The sequence below is a fragment of the Shinella sp. SUS2 genome (genome assembly GCF_001262505.1).
Classification (GTDB): Bacteria; Pseudomonadota; Alphaproteobacteria; order Rhizobiales; family Rhizobiaceae; genus Shinella.
In genome coordinates this window covers 274,454-290,603 of sequence record NZ_KQ410725.1, presented here as the reverse complement: position 1 = coordinate 290,603, position 16,150 = coordinate 274,454, and the positions used below count along the sequence as shown (strand labels likewise).

Annotated in this window: 14 protein-coding genes; 5 read left to right on the top strand and 9 right to left on the bottom strand. The window is 65.6% G+C overall.

Annotated features, from left to right (window positions below):
• Window positions 1-10: 10 nt before the first annotated feature.
• The 8 genes from AKG11_RS06515 to AKG11_RS06480 all read right to left on the bottom strand — a co-directional run bounded on the left by AKG11_RS06515 (window position 11) and on the right by AKG11_RS06480 (window position 10,716).
• Window positions 11-820, bottom strand: coding sequence for an ABC transporter permease (locus AKG11_RS06515; protein WP_050743322.1), 810 nt, complete (start codon window positions 818-820; stop codon window positions 11-13).
• The gene (locus AKG11_RS06510) at window positions 817-1,746 is read right to left on the bottom strand and encodes an ABC transporter permease (protein WP_082342351.1); all 930 of its coding nucleotides are present in this window, start codon (window positions 1,744-1,746) and stop codon (window positions 817-819) included. Before AKG11_RS06510 ends, AKG11_RS06515 begins: the two co-directional genes overlap by 4 nt.
• Window positions 1,743-2,831 (bottom strand): ABC transporter ATP-binding protein, encoded by a 1,089-nt coding sequence (locus tag AKG11_RS06505; protein WP_050743321.1) that lies wholly within the window; start codon window positions 2,829-2,831, stop codon window positions 1,743-1,745. The genes AKG11_RS06510 and AKG11_RS06505 overlap by 4 nt, the downstream gene beginning before the upstream one ends.
• A gap of 10 nt (window positions 2,832-2,841) precedes the next feature.
• Entirely contained in the window at window positions 2,842-4,923 is a 2,082-nt protein-coding gene (locus AKG11_RS06500; RefSeq protein ID WP_050743320.1) for an oxidoreductase, read from the bottom strand.
• Between the two features lie 267 nt (window positions 4,924-5,190).
• A complete protein-coding gene (locus AKG11_RS06495) occupies window positions 5,191-6,672 on the bottom strand; it encodes an aldehyde dehydrogenase (RefSeq protein WP_050743319.1) in 1,482 nt (493 codons plus the stop codon).
• The gene (locus AKG11_RS06490) at window positions 6,669-7,742 is read right to left on the bottom strand and encodes a LysR family transcriptional regulator (RefSeq protein WP_245290143.1); all 1,074 of its coding nucleotides are present in this window, start codon (window positions 7,740-7,742) and stop codon (window positions 6,669-6,671) included. Before AKG11_RS06490 ends, AKG11_RS06495 begins: the two co-directional genes overlap by 4 nt.
• Before the next feature lie 44 nt (window positions 7,743-7,786).
• A complete protein-coding gene (locus AKG11_RS06485; protein WP_050743317.1) occupies window positions 7,787-9,034 on the bottom strand; it encodes a flavin-containing monooxygenase in 1,248 nt (415 codons plus the stop codon).
• Window positions 9,035-9,240: 206 nt separating this feature from the next.
• Entirely contained in the window at window positions 9,241-10,716 is a 1,476-nt protein-coding gene (locus tag AKG11_RS06480; protein ID WP_023512523.1) for an NAD-dependent succinate-semialdehyde dehydrogenase, read from the bottom strand.
• A gap of 376 nt (window positions 10,717-11,092) precedes the next feature.
• Between AKG11_RS06480 and AKG11_RS06475 the strand changes: the two genes are divergently transcribed.
• The 4 genes from AKG11_RS06475 (at window position 11,093) to AKG11_RS06460 (ending at window position 13,762) form a co-directional block, all read left to right on the top strand.
• A complete protein-coding gene (locus AKG11_RS06475; RefSeq protein ID WP_050743316.1) occupies window positions 11,093-11,704 on the top strand; it encodes a TerC family protein in 612 nt (203 codons plus the stop codon).
• A 110-nt stretch (window positions 11,705-11,814) separates the two neighbouring features.
• A complete protein-coding gene (locus AKG11_RS06470; RefSeq protein ID WP_050743315.1) occupies window positions 11,815-12,639 on the top strand; it encodes a hypothetical protein in 825 nt (274 codons plus the stop codon).
• A 43-nt stretch (window positions 12,640-12,682) separates the two neighbouring features.
• On the top strand, window positions 12,683-12,916 hold the full coding sequence (locus AKG11_RS35675; protein WP_023512526.1) for a tautomerase family protein: 234 nt from the start codon (window positions 12,683-12,685) through the stop codon (window positions 12,914-12,916).
• Between the two features lie 111 nt (window positions 12,917-13,027).
• Window positions 13,028-13,762 (top strand): hypothetical protein, encoded by a 735-nt coding sequence (locus AKG11_RS06460; RefSeq protein WP_050743314.1) that lies wholly within the window; start codon window positions 13,028-13,030, stop codon window positions 13,760-13,762.
• Window positions 13,763-13,869: 107 nt separating this feature from the next.
• On the opposite strand, the gene AKG11_RS06455 is transcribed toward AKG11_RS06460, so the two are convergent.
• Window positions 13,870-14,760 (bottom strand): DMT family transporter, encoded by an 891-nt coding sequence (locus AKG11_RS06455; RefSeq protein WP_050743313.1) that lies wholly within the window; start codon window positions 14,758-14,760, stop codon window positions 13,870-13,872.
• A gap of 405 nt (window positions 14,761-15,165) precedes the next feature.
• Here AKG11_RS06455 and AKG11_RS06450 point away from each other — a divergent pair, with 405 nt between their 5' ends.
• A complete protein-coding gene (locus AKG11_RS06450; RefSeq protein ID WP_050743312.1) occupies window positions 15,166-16,143 on the top strand; it encodes an ABC transporter substrate-binding protein in 978 nt (325 codons plus the stop codon).
• Window positions 16,144-16,150: the final 7 nt, after the last annotated feature.

The following is a 16,150-nucleotide window of genomic DNA, read 5'->3' as shown; positions in this document are numbered from 1 at the left end:
CTCTCTTTGATTATGGTTCGGCGTTCTCACGGGCGCCGCGCGCCGCGACCAGGAGCGCAACGGTGGCAAGGATGAGCGAGGCAAGGATCAGCAGGGTCGCGATGGCGTTCAGCTCCGGCGATGTACCGGCGCGGATCAGCGAGAAGATGTAGACGGGCAACGTCGTCGAGCCGCCCGTGGCAAGCAGGTTCGAGGTGATGAAGTCGTCCATCGAGATGAGGAAGGCGAGCATCGCGCCGGAGAAGACGCCGGGGAAGATCAGCGGCAGCGTCACCCGGCGGAAGGTCGTCCAGTTATCCGCATAGAGATCGGCGCTCGCCTCCTCGAGATCGAGCGACATGCCCTGCAGGCGGGCGCGGATCGGCAGGAAGGCGAAGGGCGTGCAGAAGGCGGAATGAGCGACGACAAGCCGCAGCATGCCGTTCTGGATGTCGAGCAGCGAGAACAGGATGAGCGTGGCGACGGCGAGCACGATTTCCGGCAGGAGCAGCGGCAGGTTGACGATCGTCTCGGAAAGCTTGCGGAAGCGCAGGTCCTTGCCGCGGATGATCGCGAGCGCGGCGGAAAGCGCGATGAGGGTGGAGACGGCGGTCGCGATGGCGGCCACCGTCAGCGAGGTCCTGAGTGCGTTCATCAGGGCGGCATTGTTGAGTGCCGAGCCGTACCAGTCGAGGGAAAAGCCCGTCCAGACACCCGCAACGCGGTTGGCGTTGAAGGAGTAGACGACGATGATGGCGAGCGGGGCGTAGAGATAGAGGAAGAAGACAGCGGTGAGGGGCCCGAGGCCCGGGTAGTGCTTGACGTCGTGGCGAATGTTCATGGCGTCACCTCCCGGCGGGCGGCGCGCAGCGCGGTGACGATCAGGAAGACCATGACGAGCGCCATCAGCGCCATGGCGATCGCCGCGCCGAAAGGCCAGTTGCGGCCGCCGCCGAACTGCAGCTGGATCAGCGAGCCCATCATCATCTGCTTGCCGCCGCCCATCAGCGTCGGTTCCAGCACCGCGCCGAGCGAGGGCACGAAGACGAGGATGGCGCCGGCCGTAAGGCCCGGGGCGGTCAGCGGCAGGATCACCCGGCGCAGCGTCACCCAGCGGTCGCCGTAGAGATCGTGCGACGCCTCGATCAGTGTGCCGTCGAGCTTTTCGATGGAGGCGAAGACCGGTAGGACCATCAGCGGCATGGCAGTATAGACCATCGCCGTCAGCGTCGCGCCGTCGTTGAACATGAAGCTCATGCCGGAAGAGAACCCGAAGGCTTCGAAGAGGCGCGGCAGGGTGCCGTCCTTGCCGAGAATGATCATCCAGGCATAGACGCGCAGGATCATCGAGACCCAGAACGGCAGCGTCACGAGATAGACGAGGATTGCCTTGCGGCCGGGCGGCTGGCGCGAGATGAAATAGGCGACCGGCACGGCGAAGAGAAGGCAGATCAGCGTCGTCGCGCCGGCCAGCAGGAAGGTGCGGCCGATGATCAGAAGGTATTGCGGGGTGAACTCCAGCTCGCCCGTCCAGCCCTCGTTGAAGAGGATCTGGCGATAGCCCGCGAGGTTGAGGTCCCAGGCAAAGCCGCCATGGGCGCCGCGCGTGGAGAGCGAGACGGCGGCGATGATGAAGATCGGCAGGATCAGCGCAAAGCCCATTAGCAGCCGTGACGGCAGCAGGCCCCAGAAGGAGAGGTCGTGCCAGAAGCGGGCGCGTGGGGCGCGCTCCGTTCCGGCGGGGGCGTGGAGGGCGGTGTCGCTCATGCCGTCAGCACTCGCGCCGAAGCCACGACGAAACCGACCGGAACCTTTGCGCCGAGCGGGATCGTGTCCCCCTCGCGCGAGGCGTTGCGGCGCGAGGCGCGCAGTTCGGTGCCCGCGACGTCGAGCGTGTAGTGGGTGTAGCCGCCCATATAGTTCTTGTTGGTGATGCGCCCCTCGAAGGTGACACCGTCCGCCGCCCCCTGGGCCTGATTGCCGAGGTTGATCTTTTCCGGACGCACGGAAAGCGTCGCACGCCCCCGGGCCGTGGGGCCGGTGGCCGGTACGGTGATCGACAGGCCGAAGGGCGTGCGGACGGTCGCTTCCCCGGCCGCGGTTTCCAGCACTTCGACCTCCAGAAAGTTCGTCTCGCCGACAAAATCGGCAACGAAGCGGTTGACGGGCTCCTCGTAGATTTCCGTCGGCGTGCCGATCTGCTGCACCTCGCCGCCACCGAGAACGGCGATACGATCGGACATGTCGAGCGCTTCTTCCTGGTCGTGGGTGACGAAGACGAAGGTGATGCCGGTGTCGCGTTGCAGGGTGCGCAATTCGTCGCGCATCGCCTGGCGCAGTTTAAGGTCGAGGGCGGAGAGCGGTTCGTCGAGCAGCAGCACTTCGGGCTCGGGCGCAAGCGCGCGGGCAAGCGCGATGCGCTGGCGCTGGCCGCCGGAAAGCTGGGCGGGCTTGCGTTTCGCCATCGCGCCCATGTGCACGCGTTCCAGCATCTCGCCGACGCGGCTCTTGATACGCGCCTTGTCCCAGCTGAGGTTTTCGAGACCGTAGGCGACGTTCTGCTCCAGCGTCATGTGCGGGAAGAGGGCGTAGCTCTGGAAGACGGTGTTGACGCGGCGCTTGTGCGGCGGGATGGCGACGACCTCCTTGCCGTTGAGCAGTATCGAGCCGGTGTCCGGGCTTTCGAAGCCGGCCAGCATGCGCAGCAACGTGGTCTTGCCGCAGCCGGAGGGGCCGAGCATGGTAAAGAACTCGTTGCTGCCGATGTCGAAGCTGACGGATTTCAGCGCCTGATAGGCCCCGAAGGACTTCGAGACCGATTTCACTTCGATGGCCTTGGGCTGCTGGGTCATGCCGTGCTCCTCACGCCGGTTCGAGCTGGGTGACTTCGCGGCGGAAGGGCAGGTCGTCGCCGATATCGGGCGTGTCCAGTTCCCGCGCGTAGCGATGGCCGGCATAGGTCGCCCAGGCGATGGGGGCCGGGGCGCTGGCGTCGCCGATGATCTTTATGCTCTTGATGCCGGCGTCGGCCCAGTCGTCCTTGTGGGCGAGAAGGTCGTTGTAGAGCGCATCCTCGGCAAGGCGCGAGGCGACCATGACCACGGCGTCGCAGCCGATGGTTTTCCGGCGGCCGGTATAGGTGCAGTTGGTCTCGACCTCGCCGGCGCGGATGGCGGTGACGCCGCGGTTGAGGCGGATGTCGACGCCGAGATCGTCGAGGCGCATATGGATCGCGCCCTGTTCCAGCGTGTTGCGCGTCCAGTCGGAGACGTAGGCCGAGGGCGTGGTGAGGATGACGCTCGCGCCGGCCTTGGCCATCACCTCGGCCATCACGCCGCCCATGTAATAGTGGTCGTCGTCATAGACCACGACGGTTTTGCCGGCGAGGTTTTCCGGGTGCACCTTCCCCATGATGTCATCGGGCGTCCAGACGGTCATGGCGGGATCGATCGGCATCGGCACGACATGCTGGCGGGCGACGCCGTCGTGGCGCCAGCGCGAGCCGGTCGCGATGGCGACATGTTCGAAGCCGAAGCCGAGCACGTCCTCGGCGGTGAGGCGGCTGTCGAAATAGGTCTCGACATTGGTGCGCTGGGAAATCTGGTACTGGCGGTAATCGACCACGCGGCCCCAGGCGGAAAGGCCGGGCAGCAGCCGTTCCCGCGAGACGCGGCCGCCGAGCGTCGTGGTGGCTTCGGCGAGCGTCACGTCATAGCCGCGCAGCGAGAGGGCGCGGGTGGCCTCCAGCCCGGCCGGGCCTGCGCCGACGACGAGCACGGTCTGGCTCTCGCCCTTCTCGTTCATGCGCTCGGGGTGCCAGCCCTTGCGCCATTCCTCCATGAAGGTCGGGTTCTGGGTGCAGCGGCTGATCGACATGGTCATGTCGCCGGTGATGCACATGTTGCAGCCGATGCACTCGCGGATGTCGTCGATGCGGCCTTCCTCGATCTTCTTCGGCAGGAAGGGATCGGCGATGGAGGGGCGGGCGCAGCCGATGAAATCGAGCACGCCCTGGCGGATCATGCGCGCCATCACATCCGGCGAGGTGAAGCGGCCGACGCCGACGACGGGTTTCGAGGACAGTTCGCGGATGCCTTTCACCAGAATTTCCTGCGCGCCCTCCTCCTTGAAGCGGGAGGGTCCGGAACAGTCTTCCCATGCGCCGTGCGCGAGGTCCCAGAGGTCCGGCAGGTCTGCGTTCATCTCGACGAATTCGCGCACCTCCGCATTGGAGAAGCCGAGTTCGCCGATGGTCTCGTCCAGGCTGACACGCATGGTGATCGCCGTCGTGTCGCCGACGGCATCGCGGATATCGGCCACCACCTCGCGGGCGAAGCGCGAGCGGTTTTCCAGGCTCCCGCCATAGTCGTCGGTGCGCTGGTTGGTGGCGCGCGACAGGAAGTGCTGGAAGATGCCGAACCCGTGCGCGCCGTAAAGACAGATCAGGTCGAAGCCGGCGACCTTCGAGCGCTTGGCGGCGTTGACGAACCAGCGGCGGAGATTCTTGATGTCGGTGAGGTCGAGCGCGCGGGCCTGCACCGGATCGTTGGTGAAGGTGCGGATCGGCAGCGCGGAGGGGGCGAGCGGCACTTCCTTGGTATAAAAGTTCGGGCCGTTGATGCCGGAATAGGCGAGCTGGATGCCGGCGAGCGCGCCGTGCACCTTCATCGCGTCGGACATGCGGCGAAGGCCGGGAATGTCCTTGTCCTCCCACAGGCGCAGCTCGATGAAAGGCGTGATTTCCGAGGTGTGGTGCATCTCGGTCTGCTCGGTGAAGATGACGCCCCAGCCGCCCTCGGACTTGATGCCGCGCATCGCCGCCGCCGCCGAGGGGTCCCGGTAGCCGCCGCCGTTGCAATGCGGCACCTGGTAGAACCGGTTTTTGGCGACGTGCGGGCCGATCGCGCGGGGTTCGAACAGGATGTCGTATTTGGCGTCACGCATGGCAATCCTCGGGGTTTGTGAGGCTATAGGATTGGGGGAAGGGCTTCGGGTAAATGATGCGTTCCGGAAGCATGGATTAGGTTCAGGCTAATCGAGACTGTTTGCCGGACGGCCCGATATCCTCGATCGATGCGAGGATATTCAGTCTCTTGGAAAATATCTTTTGATTTCAGTCAATTATGAAAAATTTGGCGCCGGCCCCCCCGCAATGCATGTGATCGCGGCGGGAGCCGGCGCCCTGATGGTCGATGGCCGGGCGGCCGATGCCTAGTATTTCACCCACACGGTTTTGAGCGCGCAGTACTTGTCGAAGCTGTGAAGGGAGAGATCGCGACCGAAACCGGACTGCTTCATGCCGCCGAAGGGTGTCATCGCCGAGAGCGCGTCGACCGTGTTGACCGAAACCGTCCCAGCGTGGAGACGGTCGGAGAGGGAGAGCGCACGCGAAAGGTCCTTCGTCCAGACGGATGCGGCAAGCCCGTATTCGCTGTTGTTCGCCATGCGCAGCGCCTCTTCGTCGCTGTCGAAGGGCGTGATGGCGAGGACGGGACCAAAAATCTCCTCGCGGGCGATGCGGGCATCCGGCGCGACGTCGTTGAAGATCGTCGGCTGGATGTAGCAATCCGAGCCGTTGCGTGTCTCGCGTTCGCCGCCATGGGCGAGGCGGGCTTCCTTGCGGCCGATGTCGATATAGGAGGCGACGCGGTCGGCATGGGCCTTTTCGACGAGCGGGCCCATGCGGGTTGCGGGATCGAGCGGATCGCCGAGTGGCCAGGCGGCGGTGGCGGCGATGACCTTCTGCGTGAACTCCTCCTGCACGGAGCGGTGCACCAGCAGGCGCGAGTTGGCCGAGCACACCTCGCCGGAGTTGAACAGGATGCCGAAGGCCGCCATCTCGGCCGCCTTGTCGAGATCGGCATCGGCGAAGACCAGACTGGGCGACTTGCCACCGGTCTCCAGCCAGACCTGCTTCATGTTGCTTTGCCCGGCATAGGTCATGAAGAGCTTGCCGACCTTGGTCGAGCCGGTAAAGACGAGCGCGTCGACATCGCCATGCAGGCCGAGCGCCCGGCCGGCATCCTCGCCATAACCGGGCACGACATTCAGCACCCCGTCCGGCAGGCCGGCCTCGGAGGCGAGTTCGGCCAGCATCAAGGCGGAGAGCGGCGATTGTTCGGCCGGTTTCAGCACCACGGAATTGCCCGTGGCGAGTGCCGGCGCGAGCTTCCACGTCGCCATGTCGAGCGGGAAGTTCCACGGCACGACGGCGCCGATGACGCCGAGCGGCACGCGGCGGATCAGGGCGAGATCGCCGCGGCCGGTGGGCGCGATCTCGTCGTAGAGCTTGTCGATGGCCTCCGCATGCCACTGGAAGAAGTGGGCGGAGCCGGGCGCATCGATGGTCGAACTGTCGGTGATCGGCTTGCCGACGTCGAGTGTTTCGAGAAGGGCGAGTTCCGGGATGTTGTCGCGGATGAGGACGGCGAGGCGCAGCAACACCTCCTTGCGCTCGGCCGGCGACTTGCCCGACCAGCGGCCGTCGTTGAAGGCGCGGCGGGCAGAGGCCACGGCGGCGTCGATATCGTCAGCGGTGCCGCGGGAAACTGCCGTCAGCACTTCGGCATTGGCCGGGTTCACGGTCTCGAACCGGCCGCCCTTCGCCGCCTCGCGAAAGCTTCCGTCGATGTAGAGGCCGTTGCGGAGCTTCAGGCGCGCGGCGCGCTCGCGCCATTCGGTCGTCGTCGTCATGAATTGCCTTTCTCTTGCTGGGCGGCATCGGCGCAAACCGGCAGGTCCATGCCCATGCCGCGGATCGTCTCGCCGCAGAAATCGATGAAGCGCCGGACGGTGAGTGCCGGGGTCGAACCGGCCATCGACAGGATGCCCATGCGCATCGGACGCAGGTTTCCCGTCAGCGGTACGAAAGTCAGCCGGCCGCCATCCAGCGCATAGGTGGAGACTGGCCGGATATTGGCGATGGAATAGCCGAAGCGGTTGGCGACCATGGCGCGCATCACGGACATGTCGCGTGTGCGCTCGGCGATATGCGGTGTGAGGCCGGCCTCGCGGAAGAGCGACAGGAAGTAGGCCGAGCTGTGCGGCAGGTCGAGCAGGATCATCGGATGGGACGCAAGATCCTCCACCGTGACACCGCTGCGGCCGGCCAGCGGATGATCCTCGTGCAGCACCGCATAGGGCGGCAGGACCGCAAGCTCGTGGAAGGTCACGTCGGCGGGAATGTCGAGGTCGTAGCTGAGTGCGATGTCGAAGCGCGCCATGCGCAAGCCTTCGAGAATGCGCGCCTGGTCGCGCTCGTACTGGAAGAAATCGACGTCGGGATAGGCGTCGGAAAAGGCGCGGCGCAGCGAGGGGATGACGGCCTGCGCAAAGGTGACGAGGCAGGCGACATGCAGCGGCCCGCGCACCTGGCCCGTCAGTTCGTTGGAAAGGGCGTTGAGCTTTGCGGCCTCTGAGAGGATCTGCCGTGCCTGCGCGACGAAGCTGTGGCCGGCCTGGGTCAACGACAAGCCATGCGCGTGACGGCGCACGAAGAGGTTGATGCCGAATTCCTTCTCGAGCTGCGAGATCGCGGCCGAGACGGATGGGGCCGAGACGTTGACCCGTTCGGCCGCCTCGGTGACCGAGCCGAATTCCCCGACCGCGACGAGATATTCCAGTTGCCGGAGCGTGAAGCGCAACACCATGTCTGTTCCCCTGTTGAGGCGCCAATTAAGGAACAGATTCGCACGCGCGGAAAGGGCACGCTCCTCGGGATTGTGAATGACGGGCTCGTCTTCGGGGGCGGAATGTCGGTTCATGGCATGCTCGCTTCCTCCTTGCGGGCTTTTGGCGCCGTCGGATTTCAGGAGGCCGCGGCGATCCGCTCCGTACCGCGGTGCTCGGCGATGTAGCCGGCAAGGTAATCCGCATCGTGCCAGCAGCCCCAGATGAAGGAGGAGGCGCGGCGAGAGAGCCACGGCAGGCCGACGAAGAAGAGGCCCGGCACCCTGGAGACGCCGCGGTCGTGGACGGGGCGGCCCTTTTCGTCGAGGGCGTCGAGCTTCAGCCAGCCGTAATCGACCGCATAACCCGTCGCCCAGATGATGGTGCTGATCCCGGCTTCCTTGAGGTCGAGCGCGAGGATCGGATCGGTCAGGCAGGCCGGATCCGTCTCACGATGGCGCGCTTCGGGATCCTCCGGCAGGTCGAGATGGTTTTCGGCGGCATAGGCGTCGGCGCGATCGAGCAGGGAGAGGTGGTTGGCATCACCCCGTGCAATATTGTCGGCAAGGTCTGGGGCGACATGCAGCACGCCGCCGGAAAAGCTTTCGGCCCGGCCGAGCAGGGTCATGCCTCGATTGCCGAGGCGACGGAAATCGACGGTGTTGCCGCCATAGGCACCGCTGACGGCGATGGTGACGTGCTCGGTGTTCGGCGCGGGCACCTTGAGGTCCCAGATGCCGAGCACGCCGAGCCACCAGCAGAAATCCTTGCCGCGGTAGCGCCGCGGCGGCCGGTCGTGCGGGCCGATGGAAAGATAGACGCGTCGGCCGGCCCGCAGCAGCTCATCGGCGATCTGCGTGCCGGAAGAGCCGGCTCCGATCACCAGCACTGCGCCCTCGGGCAGCTGACCCGGATTGCGGTAGGTGTTGGAATGGATCTGCGTGAGGCCCTGTTGCGCCGGCACCAGGGCGGGCATGACCGGGCGCTGGAAGGCACCCGTTGCGGAGACGACGTTTTTCGCCTCGATCACGCCGTCGGAGGTCTCGACGCGGAAGATGTCTCCCTCCTTGCGCACGGACCTGACCTCGACGCCGCAGCGGATCGGCGCCTTGATCTTCTCCGAATAGGTGACGAAGTAGTCGGCCACCTGCTCCTTGGGGGCGAAGGCGTCGTCCTCGAGGCCGGGAAAAGTCAGGCCGGGGAAGCGGTCGTGCCAGGCCGGGCCGTTGGCAACGAGGCTGTCCCAGCGGGCGGTGCGCCAGCTTTCGGCGATACGGGCTTTTTCGAGAACGAGATGGGCAAGGCCGCGTCTGCCGAGGTGCTCGCTCATCGCAACGCCCGCCTGACCGGCACCGATGACGAGCGTATCCACTTTTTCCACTGCCATGCCGCTTTCCTTCCCGTTTCCGGAGCACCGGCCCCTGCTGCTGTATCGGGGTCGATGTGTAGTGGAAGGCGGAAAGCGCCGACATGAGCGTTTGATTCAGCGCTGATTAGGCGGCCGCTAAGCTGGCCGAATTCTGCGCGCGCGCAGGGCATGCCGGTGGATCGGGAAGGGATGAGCGGCCCCGGCGGGTTCGCCGGGGCTTGCCGTCAGATGCCGCCCATGCAGAGATATTTCATCTCCAGATAGTCCTCCAGGCCATGGCGGGAGCCCTCCCGTCCCATGCCGGACTGCTTGACACCGCCGAAGGGGGCGGCTTCCGAGGACATGCGGCCAGTGTTGATGCCGACCATGCCGTATTCCAGGGCCTCCGCCACCCGCCAGACGCGGCTGAGATTGGAGGCGTAGAAATAGGCGGCGAGGCCGTAGATCGTGTCGTTCGCCTCGCGCACCACCGCATCGGCATCCGTGAAGCGGATGATCGGGGCGAGCGGGCCGAAGGTCTCCTCCTGTGCGATGCGCATGTCGCGCGAGATGCCGGTGAGCACGGTCGGTGCAAAAAAGGTGCCGGCGCCCTCGATGCGTTTCCCGCCGCAATGGATGCTGCCGCCACGGTCGACCGCATCGGCGACATGGGCCTCGATCTTGGAGAGCGCCCGGGTGTCGATCAGCGGGCCGATCGCGACATCGGGGTCGAAACCGTCGCCGACGGAGAGCGTGCGCACCCGCTCGGTGAATTTCCGTGCGAATTCGTCGTGCACGCCGGCCTGCACATAGAGCCGGTTCGCGGAAACGCAGGTCTGGCCGGCATTGCGGAACTTCGCCTGGATGGCTCCGTCGACGGCAGCATCGACATCCGCGTCGTCGAAGACGATGAAGGGGGCGTTGCCGCCGAGCTCCAGGCTGAGCTTCTTCACCTGGTCGGCGCATTGCCGCATCAGCAGCCGTCCCACTTCCGTGGAGCCGGTGAAGCTGATCTTGCGCACCGTCGCATTGGAACAGAGTTCGCGGCCGATGGCGTCGCCCTCGGCGGCATAGATCAGGTTGACGACGCCCGGCGGAAAGCCGGCCTTTTCCGCCAGCGCGAACATCGCGCCAGCCACGAGGGGTGTCTGTTCTGCCGGCTTGAGAACGACCGTGCAGCCGGCGGCAAGCGCCGGCGAGATCTTTCGCGCGACCATCGAGGCAGGAAAGTTCCAGGGCGTGATGGCGCCGACGACGCCGATCGGCTGCTTGATGACGATCATGCGCCGGTCGCGGGAGGGGGCGGGGATCGTTTCGCCATAGACCCGGTTCGCTTCCTCCGCATACCATTGCAGATAGGCCGCGGCATGCGAGACCTCGGACTTCGCCTCGGCAAACGGCTTGCCCATCTCTGCGGTCAGAATCGTCGCAAGGTCGTCCGTGTGCTGCACGATCAGCTGGTGCCAGCGCCACAGCGTGTCGGACCGCTCGCGCGCGGTGCGCGCGGCCCATTCGGTCTGGGCTTCGCCGGCCCGCTCGATCGCCGTGCGTGCTTCGACGACGCCCATGTCGGGGATGTCGGCCAGATGTGCGCCGGTGGCGGGATTGAAGACCGCGAAGATGGGGTTGTCGGCGGCAAGGCCGAGCCAGGCGGGATCGCCGATCGCTTCGAACAATGCCGGGTTCTTCAGGCGGCTGATGAGATTGCGAGACAGGGCCAAACGGTGTCCTCCCGATGAGACGTCCTCGAAGATGCAATAGGCGAGCAACCGCTCGCCTGCAATCGGGATGATGCCGCATGCTCCGGCCACCCTTTTCGGCCGGCTCCTTCCTGTGATCGTCGACCCTGCGTCTTGGCGATTGCGGCGGCCTGAGAACTGGCGGTTTGCGCATGAGGGAGCCGCAGGGCCGGCGCCCGACGGCGGCAAAAAGCGGCGGGGGATTGTTGGTGTGGCACTTTGACCTCACGCCGGCTTTCGGCGATGAATGGGCATGCGGGACGCGGCGGGCACCCGATCCGGTCGCGCAGGGCAACACATCAATCGCCGGTGCCTTCGAGACGTTCGTCAGCCGGCGCATACCAATAGGTGACGGAGCATGGAAATTCTGACAGCGGCCGGACTGACGGCGCTCTTGCAGGTCATTGCAATCGATCTCGTCCTCGCGGGCGACAATGCGGTGGTCATCGGTCTTGCGGCGGCGGGTCTTCCGGCCGAGCAGCGCAAGAAGGCGATCCTCGTCGGCATCCTGGCGGCGACCGTGCTGCGCATCGCCTTTGCGACGGTCGCGGTGCATCTGCTTGCGATCATCGGCCTCCTGCTCGCAGGTGGCCTGCTGCTGCTCTGGGTGTGCTGGAAGATGTGGCGCGAGCTGCATGCCGGCCATGGCGGGGAAGAGGAGGCGAGCCTGCAGGACACGCCGAAAAAGACCTTCCTTCAGGCCGCCACGCAGATCGTCGTTGCCGACGTTTCCATGTCGCTCGACAATGTGCTTGCCGTCGCCGGCGCCGCGCGCGAGCATCCGAGCGTGCTGATCATCGGCCTTGCGCTCTCGATCGCGCTGATGGGCATCGCGGCCAATTTCATCGCCAATCTGCTCAACAGGCACCGCTGGATCGCCTATGTCGGCCTTGCGATCATCCTCTATGTCGCGCTCGACATGATCTATCGCGGCGCGCTGGAGGTGATGCCCTATCTGGCCGCTGGTTAGGCGTGACGTCTTCGCGGCAGCCGCCGTTGCTGCCTGCCTGAAAAGGGATTGCCCGGTTGCGATAGACGGCCGCGCCGGGCTAGCCTGCAGGCACGGTGCAGGAGATTTTCATGACGCGACGGTTGATTCTCACGGCTTCCCTCATTGGCTGCCTTGCCGGCCTTGCCCCATCCGCCGGCGCGGTGGAGCTGGAAAAGATCGCGGGCCGCACGATCGAGATCAAGGAGCGGGATTTCGAGAAGGTGCTCACCGTCGACGGTCGGGAACTGCACACCAATGCGCTCATCTTTCTGGACGACGTCTACGCCTTCGGCGGCACGGCCGTGGTCGTGGGCACAAGTTCGGTCGGGGGCAATGCCTGTGAAGGTTCCCCCTTCGTGCTGTCCTTTCCCGAAAAGGGGGCGCCGCGCATAGACGGTCCCCTCGACAGCTGCACGCCCGTGTCGCATTCGGTGGATGGCCCGGCACTGCTGTTCTCGACGGCGAGCGTTCCCGGGCGGGATACCGAGCGCTGGCAATGGACCGCCGACCGGGGCATGACGCCGCTTGCGCCGGTGGCCTTCCAGCCGGACGAAACGCGCGGCTGGGGCAATCTGCGGGAGCGCACCTTCGCACATCCCTCTGACGCCTTTGCCAATGCCGAGATCGCCGCCAGCCTGAAGATGGTGCTCGGCTCGGATTTCTCGCAGTTCCAGCAATTGATGAGCGGCGTGGGAAGCGGTGAGTTCAAGGGAGACGACTTCGTCGGCACTGCGTGCCGCCCGCATGCATGCCTTGACGAGGCGGGGCTGGTCTTCCTCTCCTCGAGCGACCGTCGCGCCTATGTGGCCTGGAAGCCGGACGGCGAAAAGATCGCTGTCTTTCCCGCCCCGGTGACGGGCTGGCCGGAGAAGGCAAGAGCGGAGCTGAAGGAATGGGCAAAACAATGGCCGTAGGCACTGCGAAGCACGGCCTGCGAAACGCGACAGGGAGGCAGCGATGCCGCATGTGATACTCAAGATGGTCGAAGGGCGCACGGAAGAGCAGAAGAAGGCACTTTCCGACGCCCTTACCCTGGCCGTCACGACGACGCTTGGTTGCGGCGAGGACCTCGTGTCGGTCGCGATCGAGGACGTCAAGGACGAGGAATGGATGGCCAAGGTCTATGTGCCGGATATCCAGAGGCAACCCGGCAGGATCTACCGGATGCCGGGCTACGGTCCTGAAGACTGAGGCCGCAGGTGCCGGTTCCGCGGGCCCCCGTATTTTTACCTTCGGTCGGTGCCAGGCGGGGGAGGTAGGCCGGCCGGCACGGATTGCAGCCGAACCGCGAGGAGGCCGGGCATGACATCGATGGGCAAGGCGGGCTTCGTGTCGGGGATGGTTTTCACCTGGTCCGCCGCAACGGCGATGGCAACGCCGCCGGACGCGCTCTCGGTGCGCGACGAGGTGTTTGGGGTCGGTGCCCGCGAAATTCTCGTCCTGCGCACCGTCAGCGACAATCTCGGATCCTACAACGCGACCGTCAGCACGGTTTTCGTCGTGCTCATCGATGCGGCTACGGCGCAGGAGGCACTTTGGCCGGTCTACAGGACACGGCTGGTGCCGGACTATGAGAGCGATCCATCCGGCCTGACGCCGAGCATCCGGAACGAGGCGCTGGCCCAGCGCCGGGATGCCTTCGACCTTCTGTCCGAGCGAAAGGCCCTGCCGGCGGGCGGCGTATCGGCCCGGGACGAAACGCCGGATGTCATGACCTATTCCATGCAGGCCGGCATCGATGTCCGCTACCTGGACGGAACCCGCTACGGGCTGACGGCCGGGGAACTGCGCCGGCGGTGGGAGATTGCAGCCGACCAGCTGGCCGCGGCGATGGAGCCCTATGACCGGCTTGGCCCGCTTGCGGCGGTGGACCTGATCGATGACGGAGCGCTCGATCTTTCCGCATGCACGCTCGCGGATCCCGCAACATGGAGCCTTCCCGTCGGGGCCGGCTCCATGCAGGTCCTGCGCATCACCTGTGAAGGGGAAGGTCTCTCCTGGTCGCGACTGCTCGTCGTGCCGTCTCGGCAGAAATGAACAGGCTCGGGGATTTTTGGCTCGAAGCCTTCGGCGATGAGCGGGGCCGGCTCTGGCGGTATCGGCGGTGACATCCCGAAGTGTTCCCGCGACGGCGCACGCTGCTCCTACATGAAGATCAGAGCCATGCCGGCGACCACCAGGAGGGCGCCGGCCCAGGCGCCGCCGGCGGGCCTTTCGCCGGTCTTCAGCCAAAGCATGGGCAGGATCATCACCGGCGAGGTGGCCGACAGGGTAGAGACGATGCCGACCTTTCCGCCGGAAAGGGCAAACAGCAGCAGCGTCATGCCGATGGCGAGCGCGAGGATGCCGGTCAGGGCGGTGAGCGCAGCGACCTTCAGCGTCAGCGGTCCCTTCGGCTTGACGGAGGGAATCGGTAGCTGGATCAGGATGCTGAGGCAGAAGGCGGCGACGCCGACGCGCAGCAGCGAGGCCAGGAAGGGATCGATCCCGGTCGCCATGACCGGTCGGGCGAGGATGGAGCCGATAGCCTGACCTGTCGCAGCGCCGATACCGAGCAGCACGCCGATGGAAAGCGGTCCCTTGATCGTTTCCCATTGATGCATCTGCGCCCGGCGCTTGCCGAAGACGATGGCGAGCAGCACGCCCGACGCGGTCAGCAGGATGCCGGCCACTGCGAAGAGCGACAGGGTCTCGCCGAGAACCAGCCACCCGAGCAGCGCGGCAATCGGCGCATTCAGCGCGAAGAGGATGCCGGATCGGCGCGGGCCGAGGCGGTTGAGCGTTTCGAAGAGCAGCGTATCGCCGATGAAAATGCCGATCAGGCCGGACAGGAGCAGCGGGCCGGCGCTTGCCATGTCCAGGTCGCGCCAGACCCCGGTGGCGAGGACGTAACATACCAGGAGCGCGGTGACGAAGATCTGGCGCGCCCGGTTGAAGGCTGGAGCGCCGAGATGCCCGGCGGGGCCTGCCGAGATCAATCCCGTCAGGGCCCAGCAGGTTGCCGCGCCGAGTGCTGCAAGTTCGTGGATTGGCATCGTCTTCCGATCGCTACATGTCGTGCCGGGACGTTAAAGCGGGATCGGACGGCCTTCGTCCAGCGCTGCTTGCATCCGTCAACAGGGACTTTCGGTTCCGGTGCGATCGGCACGACCTCCAGCGGCAAGCCCGGCGCGCTGTGCCATCGATGGAAGGTCTTCCGGTGGTCGAAGGGCGCAGGTTCAAGGTGTTCTGCAATGATGGAAAATCCTTAGCTGGCTATTTTTCTCCTGGATGTGCCGCTGAACATAGGCAGGTCGTCCGTCAGTTAGGGCAGGGCAACGCTCCATCATCATGCGGCGTGTTCGCAGGATGCCGGCCGTCGCCACGGTGCAGGCGGCGGTGTCACATAGGTGTCAAGCGACCGGGGTAGGGAGCGATGACGTTCCCGGAAGGATGCTCCCATGAAAACCCTTGTTTCCGCCGCCGCCCTCCTCGCCGCCAGTTTCTCCGCCCTGCCGGCCTCCGCCGCAAATCTCGTACTCTACACCAGCCAGCCGAACGAGGACGCGCAGGCGACCGTCGATGGCTTCATGGCTGCCAATCCCGATATCAAGGTCGACTGGGTGCGCGATGGCACGCCGAAGATCATGGCCAAGCTCCAGGCCGAGATCGCAGCCGGCAATCCGGTTGCCGACGTGCTGCTGATCGCCGATACCGTCACGCTCGAACGGCTGAAGCAGGACGGCAAACTGCTCGCCTATGCCTCGCCGGAAGCCGGCAACTACGATGCCAGCCTCTATGACAAGGACGGCTATTACTATTCGACCAAGCTGATCACCACCGGCATCGTCTACAACACCGCGGCCGCCATGAAGCCGGCACGCTGGCAGGATCTCACGAAGCCGGAGGCCAAGGGGCTTGCCACCATGCCGAGCCCGCTGACGTCGGGCGCCGCCCTCATCCACACCCAGACGCTGGCGGCCGTCGATGGCCTCGGCTGGGATTACTACAAGGCGCTCGCCGAAAACGGCGTCACGGCGGCGGGTGGCAACGGTGCGGTGCTGAAGGCGGTCGCTTCGGGCGAAAAGGCCTATGGCATGGTCGTCGACTACATGCCGATCCGCGAGAAGGCGAAAGGGGCACCCGTCGCGTTCGTCTTCCCGGCCGAGGGCGTCTCCGCCGTGACCGAGCCTGTCGGCATCCTCGCATCCTCGAAGAATGCCGAGGCGGCCAGGAAGTTCGTCGACTACGTTCTTTCGGTCGAGGGGCAGGAAGGCTTCGTCAAGCTCGGCTACATCCCGGCACGCAATGGCATCGCCATGCCCGAAGGGTTTCCCGCACGCGAGACCATCCGCGTTCTGCCGCTCGATGCGGCGACCGCGCTGAAGAACGCGGATGCGGACCTGAAGACGTTCTCCGGTTCCTTCGGCTCGAACTGAGGCGCGC

Coding starts and splice junctions, on each gene's coding strand:
- AKG11_RS06455 (WP_050743313.1), bottom strand. CDS start 14,760: ATGCCAATCCACGAACTTGCAGCACTCGGCGCGGCAACCTGCTGGGCC.
- AKG11_RS06475 (WP_050743316.1), top strand. CDS start 11,093: ATGGAAATTCTGACAGCGGCCGGACTGACGGCGCTCTTGCAGGTCATT.
- AKG11_RS06450 (WP_050743312.1), top strand. CDS start 15,166: ATGAAAACCCTTGTTTCCGCCGCCGCCCTCCTCGCCGCCAGTTTCTCC.
- AKG11_RS06510 (WP_082342351.1), bottom strand. CDS start 1,746: ATGAGCGACACCGCCCTCCACGCCCCCGCCGGAACGGAGCGCGCCCCA.
- AKG11_RS06460 (WP_050743314.1), top strand. CDS start 13,028: ATGACATCGATGGGCAAGGCGGGCTTCGTGTCGGGGATGGTTTTCACC.
- AKG11_RS06490 (WP_245290143.1), bottom strand. CDS start 7,742: ATGAACCGACATTCCGCCCCCGAAGACGAGCCCGTCATTCACAATCCC.
- AKG11_RS06485 (WP_050743317.1), bottom strand. CDS start 9,034: ATGGCAGTGGAAAAAGTGGATACGCTCGTCATCGGTGCCGGTCAGGCG.
- AKG11_RS06495 (WP_050743319.1), bottom strand. CDS start 6,672: ATGACGACGACGACCGAATGGCGCGAGCGCGCCGCGCGCCTGAAGCTC.
- AKG11_RS35675 (WP_023512526.1), top strand. CDS start 12,683: ATGCCGCATGTGATACTCAAGATGGTCGAAGGGCGCACGGAAGAGCAG.
- AKG11_RS06515 (WP_050743322.1), bottom strand. CDS start 820: ATGAACATTCGCCACGACGTCAAGCACTACCCGGGCCTCGGGCCCCTC.
- AKG11_RS06500 (WP_050743320.1), bottom strand. CDS start 4,923: ATGCGTGACGCCAAATACGACATCCTGTTCGAACCCCGCGCGATCGGC.
- AKG11_RS06470 (WP_050743315.1), top strand. CDS start 11,815: ATGACGCGACGGTTGATTCTCACGGCTTCCCTCATTGGCTGCCTTGCC.
- AKG11_RS06505 (WP_050743321.1), bottom strand. CDS start 2,831: ATGACCCAGCAGCCCAAGGCCATCGAAGTGAAATCGGTCTCGAAGTCC.